General features: G+C 65.2%; 20 protein-coding genes, 2 tRNA genes and 1 riboswitch. Of the genes, 14 read left to right on the top strand and 8 right to left on the bottom strand.

Features of this window, described 5'->3' with window-relative positions; all coding sequences use genetic code 11:
* Positions 1 to 61 precede the first annotated feature (61 nt).
* Positions 62 to 877: a crotonase/enoyl-CoA hydratase family protein gene (locus LY632_RS13875; RefSeq protein ID WP_234091704.1), complete on the top strand. Its 816-nt coding sequence runs from the start codon at positions 62 to 64 to the stop codon at positions 875 to 877.
* Between the two features lie 3 nt (positions 878 to 880).
* Here LY632_RS13875 and LY632_RS13870 read toward each other — a convergent pair whose 3' ends face one another.
* The gene (locus tag LY632_RS13870; RefSeq protein ID WP_234091703.1) at positions 881 to 1654 is read right to left on the bottom strand and encodes an acyl-CoA thioesterase II; all 774 of its coding nucleotides are present in this window, start codon (positions 1652 to 1654) and stop codon (positions 881 to 883) included.
* Between the two features lie 144 nt (positions 1655 to 1798).
* Between LY632_RS13870 and LY632_RS13865 the strand changes: the two genes are divergently transcribed.
* Together LY632_RS13865 and LY632_RS13860 are read left to right on the top strand one after the other, a co-directional pair.
* A tRNA-Cys gene (locus LY632_RS13865) sits at positions 1799 to 1872 on the top strand.
* 19 nt (positions 1873 to 1891) lie between these two features.
* Positions 1892 to 1967, top strand: a tRNA-Thr gene (locus tag LY632_RS13860).
* 6 nt (positions 1968 to 1973) lie between these two features.
* Here LY632_RS13860 and LY632_RS13855 read toward each other — a convergent pair.
* A complete protein-coding gene (locus LY632_RS13855) occupies positions 1974 to 2993 on the bottom strand; it encodes an aldo/keto reductase (protein WP_234091702.1) in 1020 nt (339 codons plus the stop codon).
* 104 nt (positions 2994 to 3097) lie between these two features.
* Between LY632_RS13855 and LY632_RS13850 the strand changes: the two genes are divergently transcribed.
* From LY632_RS13850 to metH, 4 genes are read left to right on the top strand one after another with little or no spacing between them, the layout of a single operon-like run.
* Complete coding sequence (locus LY632_RS13850) at positions 3098 to 4081, top strand: metalloregulator ArsR/SmtB family transcription factor (protein ID WP_234091701.1); 984 nt, start codon at positions 3098 to 3100, stop codon at positions 4079 to 4081.
* Positions 4081 to 5010 (top strand): methylenetetrahydrofolate reductase [NAD(P)H], encoded by a 930-nt coding sequence (gene metF, locus LY632_RS13845; protein ID WP_234091700.1) that lies wholly within the window; start codon positions 4081 to 4083, stop codon positions 5008 to 5010. Before LY632_RS13850 ends, metF begins: the two co-directional genes overlap by 1 nt.
* Positions 5007 to 6053 carry a homocysteine S-methyltransferase family protein gene (locus LY632_RS13840; RefSeq protein WP_234091699.1) on the top strand — a complete coding sequence of 349 codons (1047 nt, stop codon included), beginning with the start codon at positions 5007 to 5009 and terminating at the stop codon, positions 6051 to 6053. The genes metF and LY632_RS13840 overlap by 4 nt, the downstream gene beginning before the upstream one ends.
* Position 6054: 1 nt before the next feature.
* Complete coding sequence (gene metH, locus LY632_RS13835; protein ID WP_234091698.1) at positions 6055 to 8685, top strand: methionine synthase; 2631 nt, start codon at positions 6055 to 6057, stop codon at positions 8683 to 8685.
* A gap of 7 nt (positions 8686 to 8692) precedes the next feature.
* Here the strand turns inward: metH and LY632_RS13830 are convergent, their stop codons facing one another.
* A complete protein-coding gene (locus LY632_RS13830; protein ID WP_234091697.1) occupies positions 8693 to 10246 on the bottom strand; it encodes an MFS transporter in 1554 nt (517 codons plus the stop codon).
* Positions 10247 to 10370: 124 nt separating this feature from the next.
* A riboswitch (glycine riboswitch) is annotated at positions 10371 to 10463 on the top strand.
* 146 nt (positions 10464 to 10609) lie between these two features.
* On the opposite strand from LY632_RS13830, the gene gcvT reads away from it, so the two are divergent.
* The 6 genes from gcvT to gcvPB are packed head-to-tail and all read left to right on the top strand — an operon-like array spanning position 10610 to position 15932.
* On the top strand, positions 10610 to 11752 hold the full coding sequence (gene gcvT / locus LY632_RS13825) for a glycine cleavage system aminomethyltransferase GcvT (protein ID WP_234091696.1): 1143 nt from the start codon (positions 10610 to 10612) through the stop codon (positions 11750 to 11752).
* Positions 11753 to 11754: 2 nt separating this feature from the next.
* On the top strand, positions 11755 to 12126 hold the full coding sequence (gene gcvH / locus LY632_RS13820) for a glycine cleavage system protein GcvH (RefSeq protein WP_234091695.1): 372 nt from the start codon (positions 11755 to 11757) through the stop codon (positions 12124 to 12126).
* Positions 12126 to 12518, top strand: coding sequence for a hypothetical protein (locus tag LY632_RS13815; RefSeq protein WP_234091694.1), 393 nt, complete (start codon positions 12126 to 12128; stop codon positions 12516 to 12518). Before gcvH ends, LY632_RS13815 begins: the two co-directional genes overlap by 1 nt.
* The gene (locus tag LY632_RS13810; RefSeq protein WP_234091693.1) at positions 12519 to 12977 is read left to right on the top strand and encodes a hypothetical protein; all 459 of its coding nucleotides are present in this window, start codon (positions 12519 to 12521) and stop codon (positions 12975 to 12977) included.
* A gap of 10 nt (positions 12978 to 12987) precedes the next feature.
* A complete protein-coding gene (gene gcvPA / locus LY632_RS13805) occupies positions 12988 to 14349 on the top strand; it encodes an aminomethyl-transferring glycine dehydrogenase subunit GcvPA (protein ID WP_234091692.1) in 1362 nt (453 codons plus the stop codon).
* Positions 14346 to 15932, top strand: a complete 1587-nt coding sequence (gcvPB, locus tag LY632_RS13800; RefSeq protein ID WP_234091691.1) for an aminomethyl-transferring glycine dehydrogenase subunit GcvPB — start codon at positions 14346 to 14348, stop codon at positions 15930 to 15932. The genes gcvPA and gcvPB overlap by 4 nt, the downstream gene beginning before the upstream one ends.
* A gap of 19 nt (positions 15933 to 15951) precedes the next feature.
* On the opposite strand, the gene LY632_RS13795 is transcribed toward gcvPB, so the two are convergent.
* Complete coding sequence (locus tag LY632_RS13795) at positions 15952 to 17220, bottom strand: lipopolysaccharide biosynthesis protein (RefSeq protein WP_234091690.1); 1269 nt, start codon at positions 17218 to 17220, stop codon at positions 15952 to 15954.
* Between the two features lie 146 nt (positions 17221 to 17366).
* Between LY632_RS13795 and LY632_RS13790 the strand changes: the two genes are divergently transcribed.
* A complete protein-coding gene (locus LY632_RS13790; RefSeq protein WP_234091689.1) occupies positions 17367 to 18125 on the top strand; it encodes a hypothetical protein in 759 nt (252 codons plus the stop codon).
* Positions 18126 to 18244: 119 nt separating this feature from the next.
* On the opposite strand, the gene mmsB is transcribed toward LY632_RS13790, so the two are convergent.
* From mmsB to LY632_RS13770, 4 genes are all read right to left on the bottom strand, one after another.
* A complete protein-coding gene (mmsB, locus tag LY632_RS13785; protein ID WP_234091688.1) occupies positions 18245 to 19114 on the bottom strand; it encodes a 3-hydroxyisobutyrate dehydrogenase in 870 nt (289 codons plus the stop codon).
* A gap of 144 nt (positions 19115 to 19258) precedes the next feature.
* A complete protein-coding gene (locus LY632_RS13780; protein WP_234091687.1) occupies positions 19259 to 20041 on the bottom strand; it encodes an enoyl-CoA hydratase-related protein in 783 nt (260 codons plus the stop codon).
* A gap of 91 nt (positions 20042 to 20132) precedes the next feature.
* Positions 20133 to 21182 (bottom strand): enoyl-CoA hydratase/isomerase family protein, encoded by a 1050-nt coding sequence (locus LY632_RS13775; RefSeq protein WP_234091686.1) that lies wholly within the window; start codon positions 21180 to 21182, stop codon positions 20133 to 20135.
* On the bottom strand, positions 21179 to 21553 hold the full coding sequence (locus LY632_RS13770; RefSeq protein WP_234091685.1) for a VOC family protein: 375 nt from the start codon (positions 21551 to 21553) through the stop codon (positions 21179 to 21181). The genes LY632_RS13775 and LY632_RS13770 overlap by 4 nt, the downstream gene beginning before the upstream one ends.
* Positions 21554 to 21573: the final 20 nt, after the last annotated feature.

The following is a 21573-nucleotide window of genomic DNA, read 5'->3' as shown; positions in this document are numbered from 1 at the left end:
CTGGACAGACCAGTCCTGATCGGCAACTCTTCCGCACAAGCAGTTGCAGGAGAGAATTTCCATGGACTTCCAGACCAACGATCGCGTCTCGATCACGCTCGAGGATGACGGTGTCGCGCAGGTGCGCTTCATCCGCGCCGACAAGATGAACGCGCTCGACGCTGCGATGTTCGAAACCATGATCGCGGCGGGCGACGCCTTGCAGGCCCAGCCCGGCGTGCGCGCGGTGGTGCTTTCGGGCGAGGGGCGGGCGTTCTGCGCCGGGCTCGACCTGTCGAACTTCGGCAATGCCAATTCGGGCAACAGCCCCGCCGGCGGCACGCTGGCGGACCGTACGCATGGCGATTCCAACCGCGCGCAGCAGGTCGCGACCCAGTGGCGCAAGCTCAAGGTGCCGGTGATCGCCGCCATCCACGGCGTGTGCTTCGGCGGCGGGCTGCAGATCGCCAGCGGGGCCGACATCCGCGTGGTCCACCCCGCCACTCGCATGGCCATCATGGAGATGAAATGGGGGCTGGTGCCGGACATGGGCGGCTATCCGCTGTGGCGCGGGCTGGTGCGCGACGATGTGCTGCGCGAGCTGATCTACACCAATCGCGAATTTACGGGCCAGGAAGCCCAAGCCCTGGGCCTTGCGACGCACGTCAGCGACGATCCGCTCGGCAAGGCGATCGATCTCGCGCGCGTGATCGCCGACCGGAATCCCCACGCCATGCAGGCGGCAAAGCGCATCACGAACATGATGTATGATGCCAGCGGCGCCGAGTTGCTGATGGCCGAAAGCGTCGAGCAGGACGCCGTCATCCGCAAGCCCAACCAGATCGAGGCCGTGATAGCCGGGATGCAGAAGCGCAAGGCCAGCTACGCCGACGTCTAGGGCTCAACCGAAGATCGCCATCGCCTGTTGTCCGGCCAGCACCTGCTGGCCCCCGGCATTCCATAGCCGCAGCCGCTCGCTTGAATAGCCGTGGTCGGCATGGTCGCTGGCGGTCTCGGCCAGCCACCACCCGTCGCGCGTAGTCGCCACAGGGTCGAGCACGTTGAACGACCAGTTGATCGAGCTGAACGGCCCTTGCCGCTGCATCGCCCGCATCGAGCCCGGCGGCAGCGTGTCGCCCATCAGGATCATGGTCGAGACCGGATCGAGCGCCTCCGGCTCGCGCAGGCGGAACCATCGGCGCACCAGCGGCGCACCGGGGCCGCTGGTGTCCTGCGCCCGGCGGATGTCATAGCGCGCGATGAAGTGGTTGCCCGGCGGCACGGGGAGCGATTCGTATTCCTCCGGAGCGCCCGGCCAGGGCTCGACCTTTGGCGCAGGATGCACCGCATTGGGCTCGCGCTCCGTCCCGAACACCCACAGCGCCGTCAGCCCGACGCTGCCTTCGACCAGCAGCTCGCTGCGCACGATCGCGACATTGCGTCCCTGCCGCACCATCTCGACCCGCGTGGCTATCTCTGTCCCGACCGGCCCGACAAAGCCGACCTGGGCCGAACGCAGCGGCGGCAGATCGGGGAAGGCCCGCGTCGCGGCCGTATAGGCGACCAGGGCACCCGCCCCGCCATAGAGCGTGCGCCCTTGCATCCAGCCCTCGGCCGGGAGAGTGACGGGACCGCCTTCGGCAGTGATCGGGGCAAGCAGTGCGGCAATCGACATGGCCACGGTCCATAGCGAAGGGATTGCAAATCGCCACCCTTCCTTCGCCAACGGCGCCCGGGCGCGGAATGGCCATTGAACTGGCGCGTGAAGGGCGCTAGGGGGCCGCTTCCCGCGCGCTGCGGCAGTGGCAGGCGCGGGCTCGGCCCGATGGCGGAGTGGTTACGCAGAGGACTGCAAATCCTTGCACGCCGGTTCGATTCCGGCTCGGGCCTCCACCTTCAGCACTGCAAGAGTGCCGCTTTAGCTCAGTTGGTAGAGCACATCATTCGTAATGATGGGGTCACGTGTTCGAGTCACGTAAGCGGCACCATTTCCTTTACACCAGGCTCACCTTCAACTCCGGCCCCGGCAGGTCGAACATCCCCACCACTGCGTGCGGCACATAGGGGCTTTCCAGCGCCTTCAACTCGGCTTCCGTCAATTCGATGTCGAGCGCCGCCACCGCATCGCCGATGTGGCTTTGCTTGGTCGCGCCGATGATCGGGCTGGTGACGCCCGGCACCTGCAGCACCCACGCCAGCGCCACCTGCGCCATTGGCACGCCGCGCTCGCTGGCGATGGCCTCGACCGCGTCGATCACCTTGCGGTCGGCCTCCTCCGTGCGGCTGTAGAGCAGCGACTGGATACGGTCGGTTTCGGAACGCGCCGTGCTTTCGGCGTCAGCAGGCCGGGCGAGCTTGCCGCGGGCGAGCGGGCTCCATGGCATCACCGCAATTCCGTAGTCGCGGCACAGCGGCAGCATCTCGCGCTCTTCCTCGCGGTAGAGCAGGTTGACGTAATTCTGCATCGAGATGAATTTCTTCAGGCCCGCCTTGTCGGCGATGTGCAGCAGCTTCTGGAACTGCCACGCATGCATGCTGGAGGCGCCGAGGTAGCGGACCTTGCCGCTGCGCACGATGGCATCGAGCGTCTCGACGATCTCATCCATCGGGGTCAGCGGGTCGAGCCGGTGGATCTGGTAGAGGTCGATATAGTCGGTGCCGAGCCGGCGCAGGCTGTCGTCCACCGCATGCATCAACGCCTTGGCGGAGAGGCCTCCGGTGTTGGGCGCGTTGCGCCAGCGGAAATGCGCCTTGGTCGCGATCACGATTTCGTCGCGGCGGGCCATGTCCTTGAGGATTCGCCCGGTGATCTCCTCGCTCGTGCCTCCCGAATACATGTTGGCGGTGTCGAAGAAATTGATCCCGGCCTCGAGCGCCTGGCGGAAGAAGGGGCGGGCCTCGTTCTCGCCCAGTGTCCAGTCATGTCCCTCGGCGGCAGCATCGCCGAAGCTCATGCAGCCGAGGCACAGCCGCGAGACGGTGAGGCCCGAGCGGCCGAATTGGGCGTATTGCATGAAACCTCTCCTTGGGACGGGCCAAGACGTAACATTGCTGCGTCAGCGCGAACAAGTGCGAAGCGGACTTGCACATATAACGATATCTTTATATGCAGGTAGCGATGAAGCTCGAAGCCACCATGCGCGCTCTGGCGGACCAGACCCGGCTGCGGATCATGCAGCTGCTGGGCACGATGGAGCTTGCCGTGGGCGAGCTGGCGCAGGTTCTAGGACAAAGCCAGCCGCGTGTCTCTCGCCATGTCGCCATCCTGTGCGATGCCAGCCTCGCCGAGCGGCGACGCGAGGGCAGCTGGGTGTTCCTGCGTTCGCGGCTGGCCGATGCCGAGAGCGGTGCGCTGGGTGAGGCGGTGGCGCGCGTGCTGGTGGCAGCCGAGGCCGACGACGAGGAATTCGAGCGCCAATGTGCGCAGGACCGGCGCCACCTCGCGGCGATCCGGCAGGCGCGCGAGGCAGGCGCTGCCGATTGGTTCGCCGCCAATGCCGAGAGCTGGGACGAGCTGCGCCGCCTGCACACGCCGGACGATGCGGTGGAGCAGGCGCTGGTCGCGGCATTGGGCAAGGCCCCGCTCGGCGAGCTGCTCGACATCGGGACCGGCACCGGGCGCATGGCCGAACTGTTCGGCGCCAGCGCCGATCATATCGTCGCGCTCGACAAGAGCCTCGAGATGCTGCGCGTCGCCCGCGCCAAGTTGCAGCACCTGCCGCCCGACCGGGTCGAGCTGGTGCAGGGCGATTTCCTCGGCCTGCCCTTTGCCCATGCGCGCTTCGACACCGTGCTGCTGCACCAGGTGCTCCACTTCACCGCCGAGCCCGAGCGGGCGCTGGCCGAAGCGGCACGGGTGCTCAAACCCGGCGGCCGCATCGCCATCGTCGATTTCGCCGCCCACACCCGCGAGGAACTGCGCGAGCGGTACCAGCATGTCCGCCTCGGCTTTGCCGACAGGCAGATGCGCGAGCTGCTGCAGCATGCTGGTTTCACGCCTGCCAAGCCGATGGCGCTCGAGGGCGGCGAGCTGATCGTCAAGGTCTGGCTCGGCACCCGCGCCACGCAAACCATCCCCTCACCCCGCAAGGAACCGGCCTGATGAGCCCGACCGTCCAGCAGATGCGCGAGGGCCAGCTCGCGCTCGAGGCTCCCCTGTTCTCCGGCCTGCCGGGGGATATAGAGGTCAGCTTCGAATTCTTTCCGCCCAAGACCGAGAAGATGGGGGAAACGCTGTGGCAGAGCGTCGAAACGCTCAAGCCCCTCGGGCCGCGCTTCGCCTCGGTCACCTATGGCGCGGGCGGGACCACGCGCGAGCGCACCCACCAGCAGGTCGTGCGGATCCAGAACGAGGCGGGCATTCCGGCGGCGGCGCATCTTACCTGCGTGGGTGCGAGCCGCGAGGAAGTCGATGAAGTCGCGAGCCATTACTGGGCAGAGGGCATTCGGCACATTGTTGCCCTGCGCGGCGATGCGCCTGACGGTTCGGGCAAGTACACTCCGCATCCCGGCGGCTATGGCAATGCGGTGGAACTCATCGCCGGTCTCAAGCAGGTGGCCGATTTCGAGATCTCCGTGGCCGCTTACCCCGAAGTCCACCCGGACAGCCCCGATGCACAGGCCGATATCGACAACCTCAAGGCCAAGTTCGATGCCGGGGCGACGCGGGCGATTACCCAGTTCTTCTTCAACACCCGCTGCTTCTTCGATTTCCGCGACCGCGCTGCGGCGGCCGGGATCAAGGGCGAAATCGTTCCGGGGATCATGCCGGTGATAAGCTTCGCCGCTGTGCAGCGCATGTCGGGCCTGTGCGGAACGGCCATCCCTGGATGGATGGAAGGCCTGTTCGAGGGGCTCGACGAGCGCCCCGAGGCGCGCCAGCTGGTCAGCGCGACCATCGCTGCCGAGCTGTGTCGTCGCCTCTATGCCGGCGGCGTGCGCCAGTTCCACTTCTACACCCTCAACCGGGCCGAGTTAAGCTATGCCATCTGCCACATGCTCGGCATGCGGCCCAAGGGAGATGCCGCATGACCCCGCGCCAAAAATTGCAGGCCGAAGCCGCCAAGCGCGTGCTGGTGTTCGATGGCGCGTTCGGTACGCAGATCCAGAATCGCAAGTTGTCGGAAGAGGACTATGCCGGCGATCTAGGCCTCAAGTCCGACCAGAAGGGCAACAACGACATCCTCGCGCTGACGCGGCCCGATGTGATCGAGGACATCACCCGTGCCTATCTCGATGCCGGATCGGACGTGGTTTCGACCAACACCTTCTCCGCCAACCGCATCAGCCAGGCCGATTATGCGGCTGAAGGGCTGGTGGGCGACATCAACCGCGCCTCGGCCCGCATCGCACGCGAGCTGGCCGACCAATACGAGAAGCTCGACGGCAGGCTCCGCTTCGTCGCGGGCGCGATCGGGCCGACCAACAAGACCCTCTCGCTCAGCCCCGATGTCGAGGATCCCGGTTTCCGCGAGATCGACTTCGACGGGCTGGCCGACGTCTATCACGAACAGGCTGCCGCGCTCGTCGAGGGCGGGGTGGACTTCATCCTGATCGAGACGATCTTCGATACGCTCAACGCCAAGGCCGGCATCTTCGCGGTCAAGCGGCTGGAGCGCGAACTGGGCCGCGAAGTGCCGCTGATGCTGTCGATGACGCTGACCGACCTGTCTGGTCGCAACCTCTCCGGGCACACGGTCGAGGCCTTCTGGAACGCGGTGCGCCATGCGCAGCCCGTGACCATCGGGCTCAATTGCAGCTTCGGCGCGGAGCAGTTGCGCCCGCATGTCCAGCTGCTCTCGCGCATCGCCGATACGCTGATCCTGGCCTATCCCAATGCTGGGCTGCCCAACGAGCTCGGCGAATATGACGAGGCACCCGAGACGACCGCGGGGCTGGTGCGGCAATGGGCGGAGAACGAGCAGGTCAACATCCTCGGCGGCTGCTGCGGTTCCACCCCCGATCACATCGCCCGGATCGCCAATGCGGTGAAGGACCTCAGCCCCCGCCGCGTGCCCAGGGTCGCACGCGACATGCGGCTAGCGGGGCTCGAACCCTTTACGATTGCTGCCTGACATGACCGACACAGTTTCGACCGCCCGCTTCGTCAATATCGGCGAGCGCACCAACATCACCGGATCAGCGGCGTTCAAGAAGCTGATCATGGCGGACGACTATGCCGCCGCCGTGGAAGTCGCGCGGCAGCAGGTCGAGAACGGCGCGCAGGTGATCGACGTCAACATGGACGAGGGCCTGCTCGATGCGGTCCACGCCATGACGACCTTCCTCAAGCTGATCGCTGCCGAACCTGACATCGCCCGGGTGCCGGTGATGATCGACAGCTCCAAATGGGAGGTGATCGAGGCGGGCCTGAAATGTGTTTCGGGCAAGCCGATCGTCAATTCGATCAGCATGAAGGAAGGCGAGGAGCCGTTCCTCGAACATGCCCGCAAGTGCATGGACTATGGCGCGGCGGTGGTCGTGATGGCCTTCGACGAAACGGGCCAAGCCGATACCAGAGCGCGCAAGGTCGAGATCTGCCAGCGTGCCTATGCGCTGCTGACCGGCATCGGCTTCCCGCCTGAGGACATAATCTTCGATCCCAATATCTTCGCTGTCGCGACGGGGATCGAGGAGCACGACCGCTATGGCCTCGATTTCATCGAAGCGGTGCAGGAGATCAAGGCCGCGTGCCCCTATGCGCGCACCAGCGGTGGACTCTCCAACCTCAGCTTCAGCTTCCGCGGCAACGAGACCGTGCGCCGGGCGATGCATTCGGTGTTTCTCTATCACGCCATCCCCGCCGGGCTCGACATGGCCATCGTCAATGCGGGCCAGCTCGATATCTACGACGATATCGAACCGGCGCTGCGCGAGGCGACAGAGGACGTGATCCTGATGCGCCGCCCGGACGCTACCGAGCGGCTGATCGCATTGGCCGAAAGCTACAAGGGCAAGGACGCCAGGGCCGAGAAGGAGGCCGAGGAATGGCGCGGCTGGCCGGTCGAGCGGCGGCTGGAACATGCGCTGGTCAAGGGCATCGACGCGCATGTCGTCGACGATACGGAGGAACTGCGCGCTGCAACGGCCGGGCGCGGTGGTCGCCCGATCGAGGTCATCGAAGGCCCGCTGATGGACGGCATGAACGTTGTCGGCGACCTGTTCGGCAGCGGCAAGATGTTCCTGCCGCAAGTGGTCAAATCTGCCCGGGTGATGAAGAAGGCGGTCGCCCATCTCATCCCCTTCATCGAGGCGGAGAAAGACCTGCTGCCCGAGGAGGACCGCAAGGCCAAGGGCAAGATCATCATGGCCACCGTGAAGGGCGACGTCCACGATATCGGCAAGAACATCGTCGGCGTGGTGCTGCAGTGCAACGGCTACGACGTCGTCGATCTGGGCGTGATGGTTCCCTGGCAGGACATCCTCAAGGCCGCGAACGAGAACCAGGCCGACATGATCGGGCTGTCGGGCCTTATCACCCCCTCGCTCGACGAGATGGTCACGGTGGCCGAGGAAATGCAGCGCGCGGGGATGACCATGCCGCTGCTGATCGGCGGGGCCACCACCAGCAAGGTCCACACCGCGCTGCGGATCGATCCCGCCTACGAAGGCCCGGTGATCCATGTGCTCGACGCCAGCCGCGCGGTCGGCGTCGCCAGCCGCTTGCTGAGCGACACCCAGCGCGACGAATTCGTCGAAACCACCGCCGCCGACTACCAGCATGTCCGCGACGTGCGCGAAGGCAAGGGGCAGAGCGAGCTGTTCACGCTCGACGAAGCGCGGGCCAATTTCTACGACGCCTATCTGAGCGACAAGGCCGCCCCGCCGGAGCAACCCGGCGTGCATGTGTTCGACGACTGGTCATTGGCAGACCTGCGCGAATGCATCGACTGGACCCCGTTCTTCCGCGCCTGGGAACTGCACGGCACCTATCCGCGCATCCTCGACGACGAGGTGGTGGGCGAAAGCGCGCGCAGCCTGTTTGCCGATGCGCAGGCGATGCTTGACCGGAGCGTCGCGGAGAAGTGGCTCACTGCCAAGGGCGTGTGCGGCTTCTGGCCCTGCGCGCGGGACGGCGACGATGTCACGATCCACCTGCCCGAGCAGGAGGAGCACGTGGTGCTCCCGTTCCTGCGCCAGCAGGTCAAGAAGAGCCGCGACCGGGCCAATTTCTGCCTCGCCGACTTCATCGATCCGGCGGGTGACTGGATCGGCGGCTTTGCTGTGGGCATCCACGGCATCGAACCGCATATCGCCCGCTTCCAGGCAGACAAGGACGATTACTCGGATATCCTGCTCAAGGCGCTGGCCGACCGTTTTGCCGAAGCCTTTGCCGAGCGGCTGCACCAGCATGTCCGCACCACGCTGTGGGGCTATGCCCCGGGCGAGCAGCTGACCAATGAAGCGCTGATCAAGGAGCAGTATCGCGGTATCCGCCCTGCGCCGGGCTATCCGGCCTGCCCCGATCACAGCCTCAAGCCGATCCTGTTCGACCTGCTCGATGCGCCGAAAAACGCCGGGCTGACGCTGACCGAAAGCTTCGCCATGTGGCCGACATCGGCCGTCAGCGGGTTCTATTTCGCGCACCCTGAGAGCCAGTATTTCGGCGTCGCCCGCATCGGCCGAGACCAGCTCGAGGACTATGCCAATCGGCGCGGTGTCAGCGTGGAACAGGCCGAACGCTGGCTGCGGCCCAATCTCGACTAGGCGTGGATCAGGCTTCCAGTTCGCGCAAGCTGCGCCCGCGGGTCTCGCGGCCCGCCCAGGCGATCAGCGCCGCCGAAACCCCCATGGGTGCCAGCAAGGCCACGGCTGCGCCGCCCAACGTCGGGATCAGGCCCATCAAGGCAAAACCCTGTACGGCCACGCCGCCGAACTTGCTCGCCCCTGCCACCAACCCGGTCGCCCGCCCGCGGACACCCAGCGGGTAGTTCTCCGCCGTATACGGCAGCAGCACGGCGATCATCCCGTTGGTGCCGACGATCAACGTGGCGATCACCGCGATCAGCACCGGCGGCGATGCCAGCACAGGCGCCGGCAGCAGCGCGCCGACGAGCCCGGCCAGCGTCAGCAGCACCGTGCCGACCAGCGTCCACTTGCTGCTCCAGCGGCTGTATAGCCAAGCGGCCAGCACGATCGTCGGCAGGGCTAGCAATGCCGAGCTGGCAAGGATACCGCTGGCTAGCTCGGCGCTGTAACCGCGTTCCTGCAGATCGCTCGGCAGCCACAGCAGCAGCCCGAAATTGACGAAGCTCCAGGCCAGCGCCGCAATTGAGAGGGCAGCGGTCAATCGGCCGTGACGGTGATGCGCGATATCGGCATCAGCTGGTGCATCGACCCGGGGCCGGGGAACGATACCGAATCGCTGCTGCATCTGAGCCAGTTCCGCATCGCGGCCCTGTTCGGCCAGGAAGCGCGGCGATTCCGGGATCAAACGGGCCAGCGCCAGGAGCAGCAGCGCGCTCGGAAAGCCTTGCAGCCACAGCACCCGCCAGCCGAATTGGGGCTCGAAGGCGTGGGCGGCCGCGCTCGCCGCCAGGTAGCCGCCGATCAGCCCCGTCCCGCCAACCAGCACCAGCACCCAGGATCGATGGCGCGGCGGCATGACCTCTGCCAGCAGCGTATAGACTACCGGCAACATGCCCCCGGCCGAACAGCCCATCAGGAAGCACATGACTAGGTTCCACTCGAACGAGGGCATGGCCCCGCAGATGGCGGTCGAGGCGAACAGGATGGTCGAGAGCAGGATCGATACGCGGCGGCCGTAGACGTCGGCCAGCCAGCCCCAAACGAACGAGCCGACCGTTGTCCCCGTCAGCGCAACCAGCGGGAGCAAGGCGGCTGTCGACGGGTCGATGCCATACTCGTTGCGCAGTCCCGGCAGCACAAATCCAAGCGTGGCAGGCTTCATTACATCGATGACGAGGCCGAGCGTCAGCACCGCAAGAACCCCCGCGTGCCACCGGTTGAGCTGGGTCGTATCGGGCGCCTCGTAACTGGTACCGGCCTCGCTGCCATGGGGCGCACGATGCCTCGGCAGCGCGCCCCAGCAAGCCAGCGGCACACCCAGCAGGATCAGCGCCATACCCAGATGCATCCAAGGGTCCATCGGCATGCCGACCAGCCGGTTGCCCATCATGTGGTGCGCGTGAACCAGCATCGGCAGATGGAGCACGATGCCCGCACTGATGGCGGCACATCCGGCCCAGAACCAGATCGCCCGCTCACCGACAATGGAGTGCCGCGCAGGCGCCGTGGTCGTTGTCATATCGGCCCTCTAGCGGCACACCTTTCGCTGCGCAATTTCTTCGCTATCGACACGGCTGTGCGATTGACGCAGCGATTGCAATCGCCCATGCGCAAATCGTCTTCCGGCAGGAGCGATTCTGCCGGACGGACCAGCGGGAGAGACCTTGCCTTTCGGGCAGGGCGCCGAAGGAGCAACCGCCCCGGAATCTCTCAGGCCAAAGGACCGCTGGACCGGCTGACACTCTGGAAAGCGTTGCTGCCAAGCGTAGCGGCCACCGAAGGAAGAAGTGCGGCGTTCGCGCGGCATGAAGCTCTCAGGTTTCCCGACAGAGGGGGCGGTGCGGTGTCTCGATCCCGGGATGGCGCTGGTTCGGGGACTGTAATGAGCGATATCGATATCGATTCCGACGATGAAGTGATCGAGCCGGGCAAGCTGCCGCTCGATGCCTGGCACCGCGCGCAAGGCGCGCGAATGGTGCCCTTCGCCGGCTATGAAATGCCGATCCAGTATGAAGGGATTGTCGCCGAGCACGAATGGACCCGCACGAGCGCAGGCTTGTTCGACGTCAGCCACATGGGCCAGCTGCTGCTGTCGGGGCCGGATCTCGATGCGGCGGTCGAGGCGGTGCTGCCGATCGACCTTTCAACGCTGAAGCTCGGCCAGCAGCGCTACTCGCTGCTGCTTGACGAGGACGGCGGCGTGCTCGACGACCTGATGGTCTCGCGCTGGCCCGAGGCGCTCTACCTCGTCGTCAACGGTGCGACCAAGTGGGACGATATCGGCCATCTGCGCGAGTTTCTGCCCGACGAGATCACCCTCAACCATCTGGACGATCGCGCCCTGCTGGCGCTGCAGGGGCCCAAGGCGGCGGACGCGCTGGCGCGCCATGCCGAGGGGGAATATCCGCTCTCGGTGCTGACCTTCATGAAGTTTGGCCGCTTTACCATCGCCGGGCACGATGTGACCATCGCCCGCGCTGGCTACACCGGCGAGGACGGGTTCGAGATTTCGCTGCCCGCAGAGGCGGCCGAGGAGATCGCCACGCTGCTGTGCGGCGAGCCTGAAGTGAAGCCCATCGGACTGGGCGCGCGCGATAGTCTGCGGCTGGAGGCGGGTCTGCCGTTATACGGCCACGATCTTTCGCCCGAGACGTCACCGATCGAGGCGGGGCTCATCTTCGGGATCAACAAGCGCCGCCGGACCGAAGGCGGCTATCCAGGGGCAGAGCGAATCAACCGCGAGATCGCGGAAGGCACGGCGCGCAAATGGGTCGGCCTCAAGGTCGAGGGCCGCATGCCCGCGCGCGAAGGCGCAGAGGTCTATGCGGGCGAGGCCAAGGTCGGTATCGTCACCAGCGGCGGCTTTTCGCCCTCGCTCGGCTATCCCATCGCCATGGCCACTATCGCGAGCGAACACGCCGCACCGGGCACCGCGCTGGAAATCGAAGTCAGGAACAAGCGTCTCGCCGCCACGGTGGTGCCGACGCCGTTCGTACCCCACCGCTACTATCGAGGGAGCAAGTAGGCATGGCCCGTTATTTCACCGACGAACACGAATGGATCGACCTTGAAGGCGATCTCGCCACGGTCGGCATCACCGATTACGCGCAGGGCCAGCTGGGCGATATCGTCTTCGTCGAACTGCCCGAAGTCGGCACCACGGTCGAAAAGGGCGGCGAGGCTGCCGTGGTCGAAAGCGTCAAGGCCGCGAGCGACGTCTACGCCCCGATCACCGGCGAAGTGATGGAAGCCAACGCCGCGCTCGAGGAAGATCCGGCGCTGGTGAATACCTCGCCCGAAGAGGACGGCTGGTTCTTCCGCATGACCGTGGCCGACAAGGCCGAGCTCGAAGGGCTGATGGACGCCAAGGCCTACAAGGCGTTCTGCGACGAGCTTTGATGCGCGGGGGTGCTCTTTCTCTGGTGGCACTTTTGGGGGCATGCCAAACCACTGATCTCGGCCTGACTGCGCGCGCACTTACGGTTCCCAGTCTGCTTGCTCGTTTTGAGGTATTGGACGGGCAAGAAATCTGGGTGCGCGGTTGGGTAGGCGGATGCGAGATTGAATATCAAGTCTGCGGTCTTTTTGCGCATAGATCACAAGCTAAAAGAGGCGTTATCAATAATTCGGCTCATGCAATCAAAACAGACAAGGGTGTTCATTTGCCAGAAGAAGGTAAAATACTTTTGAAAGCGAAGGTTGTTGTGACATGTAGGAATGACAAAAACACAATATGTGTTGATCGAGTTGGCTATTTGGAACCAATAATAGTCAAATTTGAGGGAATTTAGATGCGTTACCTACCCCTGACCGATACCGACCGCGGCGGCCTACAAGGCGTTCTGCGACGAGCTGTAATGCGGGACGGGGTGGTTCTCCTTGCCTCTTTGGCGCTTGCCGGGTGCATCGCGCCGGGTCGGGCTGAAAATACCTTTACCGTTTCCGAAGTCGTCGACCATTCTTCAGAGCTGGAAGGGCAACGTATCAACGTCATCGGCACCCTCTCTGATTGCCAACCGCTTAGCTGTAGTTTGAGGGCTGCTGATGGCTATTGGCTGAGCATCGGTAAGTCGGATGAGTTTGATTACGCAGCCGAACGGTTCCGTGGCCAAGAAGTTGTCGTCGCAGCGACATTCACCGGGAAGTGCGTAAGCGATCCCAAAGCAGAAATTATCGCCGTTTGTACTGATCGGTCAGAAACCTTGGCTGATCCGAAGATCCTGGGACTGGCATCACTGTTTAGGAAGTGACCAAGCTATCATGCGTTACCTACCCCTGACCGATACCGACCGTGGCGATATGCTCGCCAAAATCGGCGCGTCCTCGATCGACGACCTGTTCGTCGACGTGCCCGAGGAAGCGCGCCTCAGCGGCCCCATCGCTGGCCTGCCGATGCACGCCAGCGAGATGGCGGTCGAGAAGCACATGCGCGCGCTCAGCAAGAAGAACCTTGCCGCCGCCGATGCGCCGTTCTTCCTCGGGGCAGGGGCCTATCGCCACCATGTCCCGGCAACGGTCGATCATATCATCCAGCGCGGCGAGTTCCTGACCGCCTACACGCCCTACCAGCCGGAAATCGCCCAGGGCACGCTGCAGATGTTGTTCGAGTTCCAGACGCAGGTCGCGCGGCTCTATGGCTGCGAAGTCGCCAATGCCTCGATGTACGACGGCTCGACCGCGTGCTGGGAAGCGGTGGCGATGGCGAGCCGGGTGACCAAGCGCAACCGCGTCGTTCTGTCGGGCGCGCTTCACCCCCACTATGCCGAGGTCGTCAGGACCATGGCCAAGTTCACCAAGGACGAGATTGCCGACGCGCAGCCTTCGATCCAGCCCGAGGCCGACCTCAAAGGCCTGATCGCGCGGATCGACGAGACGACCAGCTGCGTTGTGGTGCAATATCCCGATATCCTCGGCCGCATCTCCGACCTTTCGGCGGTGGCCGAAGCGGCGCATGCCAATGGCGCGCTGCTGATTGCCGTCAACACCGAACCGGTCGCCCTGGGCGCGATCAAGTCGCCCGGCGAGCTGGGTGCGGATATCGTCGTCGGCGAGGGCCAGTCGATCGGGGTCGGCCTGCAATTCGGCGGGCCCTACCTCGGCCTGTTCGCGGTGCGTGACAAGAAGCATGTGCGCCAGATGCCGGGGCGGCTGTGCGGCGAGACCGTCGATGCCGAGGGCAAGCGCGGCTTCGTCCTCACCCTCTCGACTCGGGAGCAGCATATCCGCCGCGAGAAGGCGACCAGCAACATCTGCACCAACTCCGGCCTGTGCGCGCTGGCCTTCAGCGTCCACATGTCGCTGCTGGGCGAGAAGGGCTTGCGGCAACTGGCGGCGGAGAACCATCGCCTGGCCTGCCTCACCGCCGATCGCTTGGCAAAGGTGCCCGGGGTGAAGGTGCTCAACGCCAGCTTCTTCAACGAATTCACGGTGACGCTGGGGCAGGATGCTCGCGCAGTCGTGCGCAAGCTGGCCGACAAGGGCGTGCTCGCTGGCGTGTCGCTCGGGCGGTTGTTCCCCGGTGTCGACGGGCTGGCGGAAGCGCTGGTCGTCGCCACCACCGAAACCACCACCGAGGAGGATATCGAAGCCCTCGGTGCAGCTCTTGAGGAGGTGCTGGCATGAACGCTCCCAACGCATCCGGGTGGAAGCCCGAAATGACCCCGGCCAGCTCTGACGGCATGCACTCCGGCCCGGCGACGACCACCGGCAACCGCGCGCTGATGCTGGAAGAGCCGCTGCTGTTCGAAATCGGCCATGCCGACGAGACCGGCGTCGACCTGCCCGAAATCCAGCCCGGCCCGAACCGTCTCGGCGGGTTCGAGCGAACGGAAACGATCGGCCTCATGGGCCTGCACGAGCCTGAGGCGGTGCGGCACTACACCCGCCTCAGCCGCCAGAACTATGCCATAGATCTGGGCCTGTTCCCGCTCGGCAGTTGCACCATGAAGCACAACCCGCGCCTCAACGAGAAGGTCGCGCGGATGCCCGGCTTTGCCGATGTCCACCCGCTCCAGCCGGTCTCGACCGTGCAGGGCGCGCTGGAGGTGATGAACGAGCTGGCGCACTGGCTGATCGAGCTGACCGGCATGCATGGCGTGGCGATGAGCCCCAAGGCCGGGGCTCACGGCGAGCTGTGCGGCATCCTGTGCATCCGCGCCGCGCTCGAAGCGCGCGGCGATGCCCGCGAGGTCATCCTCGTCCCTGAAAGTGCGCATGGCACCAATCCTGCCACCGCTGCCTTCGCTGGCTACCGTGTTGAGGATATCCCTGCCACGCCCGAAGGCCGCGTGGACCTGGAAGCCCTGAAGGCCCGGCTGGGCCCCGATGTCGCCGGGGTAATGATCACAAACCCCAACACCTGCGGCCTGTTCGAACGCGACCTCAAGGCGATTTCCGACGCGGTCCATGCCGTCGGCGGCTTCGTCTATTGCGACGGGGCGAATTTCAACGCCATTGTCGGCAAGGTGCGCCCGGGCGATCTCGGCGTCGATGCCATGCACATCAATTTGCACAAGACCTTCTCCACCCCGCATGGCGGAGGCGGCCCGGGTTCCGGCCCGGTGGTACTCAGCGAAGCGCTCAGCCCGTTCGGCCCGCTGCCCTATACCGCGCGGACCAAGGACGGCGTGGTGCATCTGGTCGAGGAAGAGCAAGCCGATGCCTTTGCGCGTGAGCACTTTGGCAGGCCGCTACAGTCGTTCGGCCGCATGACTGCCTTCCATGGACAGATGGGCATGTTCACCCGCGCGCTCGCCTATATCCTCAGCCACGGAGCAGACGGATTGCGGCAGGTAGCGGAAGACGCGGTGCTCAACGCCAACTACATCCTGCGCAGTCTCGAGGACGTACTCGACGCGCCTTTCGCCGCCAGTGGGCCTTGCATGCATGAGGCGCTGTTCAGCGATCGCGGGTTCGAGAACGGCCTCTCCACGCTCGACCTGGCCAAGGGAATGATCGACGAAGGGTACCACCCGATGACGGTCTATTTCCCGCTGGTGGTGCACGGCGCCATGCTGGTCGAACCGACCGAGACCGAGAGCAAGGCCGCGCTCGACCAGTTCATCGGTGCCTTCCGCAGTGTGGCAGAGCGGGCCAGGGCCGGCGACGAGAGCCTGAAGCAGGCGCCCTATTATGCCCCGCGTCGCCGCCTCGACGAGACAGCCGCAGCACGCAAGCCGGTGCTGGCGTGGAGCGAGGGCGAATAGGCTATTGGGCCGGCGGGGATTACTCCGCCGGCCTCTTCTCTTCCCCGTCGAATTCGATGCTGATCCTGGCCTGGTCGAGGATCGCGACCCAGAAGCCGATCACCGCCAATGCGCTGGCGCCGAGCATGCACAGCGCTGCGCCTTTGAGGCCTTGCCAGCCCATTGCGGTCTCCAGCACGGCGAAAGCAATCGCCATCGGCACCGCGCGGACAAGGAAGGCCGTCCCGGCGCGCCCGGCGCTGACGAGCAGCGATTCAAGGCTCGCCCCGACCAGCTCAACCGCGCCGCCGACGGCGAGGATGACCATGGCCCAGTAAACGATGCGGAATTCCTCGCCCGCGATCAGCACCAGCGCCTCGCGTCCGACGAAGATCGCGACCAGCACCGCCAAGGCACCTCCAATCAGCGCGATATTGGCCATCCGCCGGGCAATCTGCAGCGCGCGGTCCTGCGCATGGACCAGTTCGGGATAGATCGCCTTGGACACGGTCTGCGCCAGCTGCACCAGCGCCTGGCCCAGCTGGCTGGCGACGCGGAATCCCCCGGCAAAGGCCTCGCCGCCGATGGCTCCGACGAGCAGGATCATGACCTGCTTGCCCGCGACCTGCAGGCTACCAAGGGCGTTGGTGGAGAGCACAAACCGCCACGCGCCGGGATTGGCGCGGGGGATGGTGGTGAGGCTGACTTGGCTGAAATCGGGCTTGTGTCCTTTCAGCGCGGCGATCCACAAGGAGATCGAAACCGCCACCTCCGCCGCTGCCCAGGCGAGGATGAAGCCGGTCACGGTGGGCATGAACAACCATGCCAGAATGGCCCCGGTGACGCGCACAATCGGTTGAACCGCCTCTGCTGTGGTCGCCCTGCGATACTCGAATCGCAGCCGCAGCAAGCCTGTCGGGGTCGAGCGGATCGAGAGCAGCGAAATGGCGCAATAGCCGAAGGCGACCCACAGCAGTTCCTCCGGCAAGGGCAGCCACAGCGGGGCGCTGGCAACCAGGCCTGCCGCGACAAGGGTGCCGACTGTGGCCGACAGCAGATCGAGCGCGACGGCGAAGCCTGCCGCACGGGCCGGACCGTCGGCCCCGGCACCCCAGCGCACCACGAACTGCCAGGTCTGGAAATTGACCAGGCCGGTGACCGTCTGGCCGAGCGCCACGATGATGGCGAAATGCCCGAATTCGGCCAGGCCCAGCGTCCGTGTCGCCAGCGCGAGGTAGACCAGACTCAAGACCGCGTTGAGGCCGCGCCCGCCGAGCAGCCAGCCCATGTTCTGGAAGATACGCCGCATAGCCCGCTTCCGCTCAGCCGCGCGGCTCGGCAAACGGACTAGCGGACTTGATCGGGAGGGCTTGCCTGGTCATTGAGCGGCTTCCTATCGTAAGTTTGCCGCGAGGCAAGCGCGGTTAGCTTTACACCGGAAACATCGTTTCACAGATGCGTATCATTTTTAGCCGCAAGGGGTTCGACAGCGCCGCAGGTGGGGGCGCTTCGCCGATAGTCAATGGCCGCCCGGTCACCCTGCCCATCCCCAGCGGTGGCTGGTCGCAGACCAGCTATGCGGATCTGGGGCTGGGCAATGCTGTCGAGCACGCCAGCCGGGGCAAGGTTCGGGCAGACGATCCTTGCCACCATGACCCGATGTTCCTGCCCGATGGCACCTGCCTGTTCGGCCAGTGCGGCGCGGCACAGACGCATCTTGCCAATCAGGGCGTTCGCAAAGGCGACGTGTTCCTGTTCTTCGGCCTGTTCCGCGAAGAGGCCAGGGGCGAGCCGCACCATCGGATCTTCGGTTATTTGCGGATCGAGGAGATCATCGACCTTGCCCGCTGCGACGGCCGGCGGCGCGCCGAATTATCGGCGCTCGGCCATCCCCATGCGCTGGGGATGCACGCTTCCAACGATGTCATCTACCGCGGCGAGGGACGCACCGCATCGCGTGCTAGCGACCAGCTTCGGCTGACGGTGCCGGATGGTCCGCCCAGCCTGTGGCAACGCCCCGCCTGGCTCCGGCGCGGCGAGCTTACCTACCATGACCGCACCGACCGTTGGCTCTCCGACGGGCGACTGCAAAGCGTCGCCAGGGGACAGGAGTTCGTCGCTCCGCTCGGAAGGCGCGAGGCGCCACGGGTGTGGCTGAACAGGGTGATCGACGAGATTTGCGTCAAAGCGGGGGATAGTCGCGTCGAACCCTGAGTTAATACTGTCAATCGAGGGATGGAATGGTTACAGACTGAGCTGCACCGCGGCTGCCTCGCGCCCTTCAGGTCGCCCACCCCAAGCGCAGTTGCAGTCGCGGTGCAACCATTCCCCAATCACAAAATCTTGATGATGGCCGAGAAATCGAGCCCGCCGTGGCCTGCACCGGCGAAGTCCTCGTAAATCGAGGTCGCCCGTGCCCCCATCGGCGTCGCCGCACCGGAGGATTCTGCTGCCTCCATCGCCAGCCGCAGGTCCTTGAGCATCAGTGCGGTGGCAAAACCGCCCTCATAGTCATTGTCGGCCGGGGTTGCCGGGCCCACGCCGGGGACCGGGCAATAGCTCGTCATGGACCAGCACTGGCCGCTGGAGACAGACGAAATGTCGTAGAACGTCTGCGCATCGAGCCCGAGCTTCTGGGCCATGGCAAAGGCCTCGCAGGTGCCTATCATATGGATGCCGAGCAGCATGTTGTTGCAGATCTTGGCCGCCTGCCCGTTGCCCGCCGCCCCGGCGTGGATGACCGCCTTACCCATGGCTTCGAGGATCGGCTTGGCGCGCCCGAATGCGGCGTCGGTTCCACCGACCATGAAGGTGAGCGTGCCGCCATTGGCCGCCGCGATCCCGCCGCTGACAGGGGCATCGACCATGTCGTAACCTGCACCTTCGGCGGCCGCGATAACTTCGCGCGCGGTGGCGACGTCGATGGTCGAACAATCGAGCAGGATCGCACCGGTCGGTGCGTGACCGATCACTTCGCTGGTGTAGACGCCTTTGACGATCTGGCCGTTGGGCAGCATCGAGACGACTGCATCGACCCCTTGCACCGCTTCCGTGGCACTGTCGAATGTGGCGCAGCCCGCTTGCTGCGCCTTGGCCACTGCGCTCTCGCTGAGGTCGAAGGCGCGAACGTCATGGCCTGCCTTCACAAGGTTGGCGGCCATTCCGCCGCCCATATTGCCGAGGCCGATAAAGGCGATTTTCATGTCACTCTCCTCTTGAGCCCTCTCCCCTTCAGGGGAGAGGGTTGGGAGAGGGGGCGAGCGCAGCGAGCTTTCGCGCCACTGGCCCCTCTCCTTCCGCGCCTTCGGCGCTCCCTCCTCTCCCCTGAAGGGGAGAGGGAAAGATGGCTACCGCCCCTTCCACACGCCTTCGCGCTTCTCGATGAAGGCGGCCATGCCTTCGGTCTTGTCCTCGCTGGCGGTCAGAATCTGGAACAGGCGGCGTTCGTGGAGCAGGCCCTGGTCCAGCGTCATCTCATAGGCCGCGTTGACCATTTCCTTGTTCGCGATCGCGGCCATCGGCGGCATCGATGCGATGAGGGCAGCGGTCTTCTTCGCTTCGGTCATCAGTTCGGCATGGGGCACGACGCGGGCGACGAGATTGCTGCGCTCGGCTTCCTCCGCGCCCATCATGCGGCCGGTCAGGCACATCTCCATCGCCTTGGCCTTGCCCACGGCGCGGGTCAGCCGCTGGCTGCCGCCCATGCCGGGAGCGACTCCCAGCTTGATCTCGGGCTGGCCGAACTTGGCATTGTCGCTGGCGATGATGAAATCGGCCATCATGGCGAGCTCGCAGCCGCCGCCCAGGGCAAAGCCGTTGACGGCCGCGATCCACGGCTTGCGCGTGGTCTTGACCAGATGGCTGGTCCAGCGGGCGAAGAAATCCTGCAGGAAGAAGTCAGCCGCCGCCTTGTCCGCCATCTCCTTGATGTCGGCCCCGGCGGCGAACGCCTTGTCGCCGCTGCCGGTCAGGATCGCGCAACGCTGGCTGTCGTCGGCCTGATAGGCGGCGAAAGCGTCGATCAGTTCCTCCAGCACCACGCTCGACAGCGCATTCAACGCCTGCGGCCGGTTGAGCGTGATGATCGTCACGGCACCGTCGGTTTCGGTGAGGATCGTTTCGTAAGCCATTCTTTACTCCGTCACCCCAGCGAAGGCCGGGGTCGTTTCAGATCATGTCCGACCAGGCGGACAGCGATCCCAGCCTTCGCTGGGATGACGACTACTGCAGCGGCACCCATTCTTCCTCGGCGGGAAGCGGCGCGAAAATGCTGTCGAGCAGTTCGTCAGTCACGCCTTCGGGTGTCGCCGGGTCCCATTTGGGGTCGCCGGTCTTGTCGACGATCACCGCGCGGACGCCCTCGGCAAAGTCGGGGCGGACCAGCACGCGGCTGGCGATGCGATATTCCATTCGCATGTTGTCGGCGAAATCGGTCAGCTGCGCGCTTGTCGCCAGTTGACGCAAGGCGACCTTGCAGGTCTGCGGGCTCTTGGTGCCCAGCGTATCGCGCTCGGTCCGGGCCCAGTCGCTGTCGTCCTTTTCCAGCGCGAGGAGAATGTCCTCATAGCGATCGGAGGCGAACAGCTTGGCGATTTTGTCGGCATTGCCTTCGATCCGGGCCTTGGGCGGGGTGCCGACCGGCTCGGAAAGGATGCCGGAGATGCGGTCCGGATGCTCGACGATGCGGGCCTTGATCTCGGCCAGCATCTCGCTCGGCACGTAATGGGTCGCGAGGCCGGTCCACAGGCATTCCGCTCCGTCGAGTCGCGCGCCGGTCAGGGCGAGGAATTGCCCCAGACGCCCGCCGAGCCGGGAAAGATACCAGCCGCCGCCGACATCGGGGAACAGACCGATGCCAGTTTCGGGCATGGCAAAGCGGGTGTGTTCGGTTGCGACGCGGAATTTGCACGGCTGCGAAATGCCCACGCCGCCGCCCATGGTGATGCCGTCCATGAAGGCCACGATGGGCTTGGCATAGGTGAACATCTGGTGGTTGAGCTGGTACTCGTCGTGGAAGAACCGGCGCCCGCTCGCGCCGCCATCGTTGAGGGCCGAGCTGCGCAGGAAAGCGATATCTCCCCCGGCGCAGAAACCGCGCCCTTCGGAATGGTCGAGGATGACCGCTTCGACTTCGTCGTCATCGGCCCAGGCCGTCAGCGCCGCGCTCATGGCGTGACACATCTCCAGCGTCAGCGCGTGCAGTGCCTTGGGCCGGTTGAGGCTGATATGGCCGACGCGGCCGTGTTTGTGGATCAGGACGTCTTCGGTCATGCCGCCTTGCTCGGTTGGATCAGGTCCCAGCGATTCCCCCATGGATCGCTGAAGACTCCCACTGTGCCATAGGATTCGTGGCGCGGGCCATCGCTAAATGCCACGCCATGTTCGATCAGCCGCGCATGGGCAGCGGCGAAATCTTCGGTGTTGAGAAACCAGCCCACGCGCCCGCCGGTCTGGCTGCCCACGGCAGCACGCTGTGCGTCATTGGCCGCGCGGGCGAGCAGCAGCTTGCCGCCGCCATCGCCGCTGACCACGACCCAGCGCTTGCCGCCGCCCATGTCGCTGTCTTCCTCCAGCGTGAAGCCCAGCGCGCCGGTGAAGAAGGCGATGGCCTCGTCATAGTCCGGCACCACCAGCGCGGTCATCGCGAGGCAGGTTCTTGGGG

This window comes from Erythrobacter sp. SDW2 (assembly GCF_021431965.1).
In the GTDB taxonomy this organism is placed as follows: Bacteria; Pseudomonadota; Alphaproteobacteria; order Sphingomonadales; family Sphingomonadaceae; genus Parerythrobacter.
Note: the sequence above shows the minus strand (reverse complement) of the source record. Positions and strands in the feature narration are given on the sequence as shown.

What these genes read in the sequence shown, in the direction of transcription:
- LY632_RS13815 (WP_234091694.1), top strand. Translation starts at nt 12,126, where the DNA reads ATGCGCGGGGGTGCTCTTTCTCTGGTGGCACTTTTGGGGGCATGCCAA.
- metH (WP_234091698.1), top strand. Translation starts at nt 6,055, where the DNA reads ATGACCGACACAGTTTCGACCGCCCGCTTCGTCAATATCGGCGAGCGC.
- LY632_RS13770 (WP_234091685.1), bottom strand. Translation starts at nt 21,553, where the DNA reads ATGACCGCGCTGGTGGTGCCGGACTATGACGAGGCCATCGCCTTCTTC.
- LY632_RS13840 (WP_234091699.1), top strand. Translation starts at nt 5,007, where the DNA reads ATGACCCCGCGCCAAAAATTGCAGGCCGAAGCCGCCAAGCGCGTGCTG.
- LY632_RS13795 (WP_234091690.1), bottom strand. Translation starts at nt 17,220, where the DNA reads ATGCGGCGTATCTTCCAGAACATGGGCTGGCTGCTCGGCGGGCGCGGC.
- LY632_RS13850 (WP_234091701.1), top strand. Translation starts at nt 3,098, where the DNA reads ATGAAGCTCGAAGCCACCATGCGCGCTCTGGCGGACCAGACCCGGCTG.
- mmsB (WP_234091688.1), bottom strand. Translation starts at nt 19,114, where the DNA reads ATGAAAATCGCCTTTATCGGCCTCGGCAATATGGGCGGCGGAATGGCC.
- LY632_RS13810 (WP_234091693.1), top strand. Translation starts at nt 12,519, where the DNA reads ATGCGTTACCTACCCCTGACCGATACCGACCGCGGCGGCCTACAAGGC.
- LY632_RS13855 (WP_234091702.1), bottom strand. Translation starts at nt 2,993, where the DNA reads ATGCAATACGCCCAATTCGGCCGCTCGGGCCTCACCGTCTCGCGGCTG.
- LY632_RS13830 (WP_234091697.1), bottom strand. Translation starts at nt 10,246, where the DNA reads ATGACAACGACCACGGCGCCTGCGCGGCACTCCATTGTCGGTGAGCGG.
- gcvPB (WP_234091691.1), top strand. Translation starts at nt 14,346, where the DNA reads ATGAACGCTCCCAACGCATCCGGGTGGAAGCCCGAAATGACCCCGGCC.
- LY632_RS13875 (WP_234091704.1), top strand. Translation starts at nt 62, where the DNA reads ATGGACTTCCAGACCAACGATCGCGTCTCGATCACGCTCGAGGATGAC.
- gcvPA (WP_234091692.1), top strand. Translation starts at nt 12,988, where the DNA reads ATGCGTTACCTACCCCTGACCGATACCGACCGTGGCGATATGCTCGCC.
- gcvH (WP_234091695.1), top strand. Translation starts at nt 11,755, where the DNA reads ATGGCCCGTTATTTCACCGACGAACACGAATGGATCGACCTTGAAGGC.
- gcvT (WP_234091696.1), top strand. Translation starts at nt 10,610, where the DNA reads ATGAGCGATATCGATATCGATTCCGACGATGAAGTGATCGAGCCGGGC.
- LY632_RS13775 (WP_234091686.1), bottom strand. Translation starts at nt 21,182, where the DNA reads ATGACCGAAGACGTCCTGATCCACAAACACGGCCGCGTCGGCCATATC.
- LY632_RS13870 (WP_234091703.1), bottom strand. Translation starts at nt 1,654, where the DNA reads ATGTCGATTGCCGCACTGCTTGCCCCGATCACTGCCGAAGGCGGTCCC.
- LY632_RS13790 (WP_234091689.1), top strand. Translation starts at nt 17,367, where the DNA reads ATGCGTATCATTTTTAGCCGCAAGGGGTTCGACAGCGCCGCAGGTGGG.
- LY632_RS13780 (WP_234091687.1), bottom strand. Translation starts at nt 20,041, where the DNA reads ATGGCTTACGAAACGATCCTCACCGAAACCGACGGTGCCGTGACGATC.
- metF (WP_234091700.1), top strand. Translation starts at nt 4,081, where the DNA reads ATGAGCCCGACCGTCCAGCAGATGCGCGAGGGCCAGCTCGCGCTCGAG.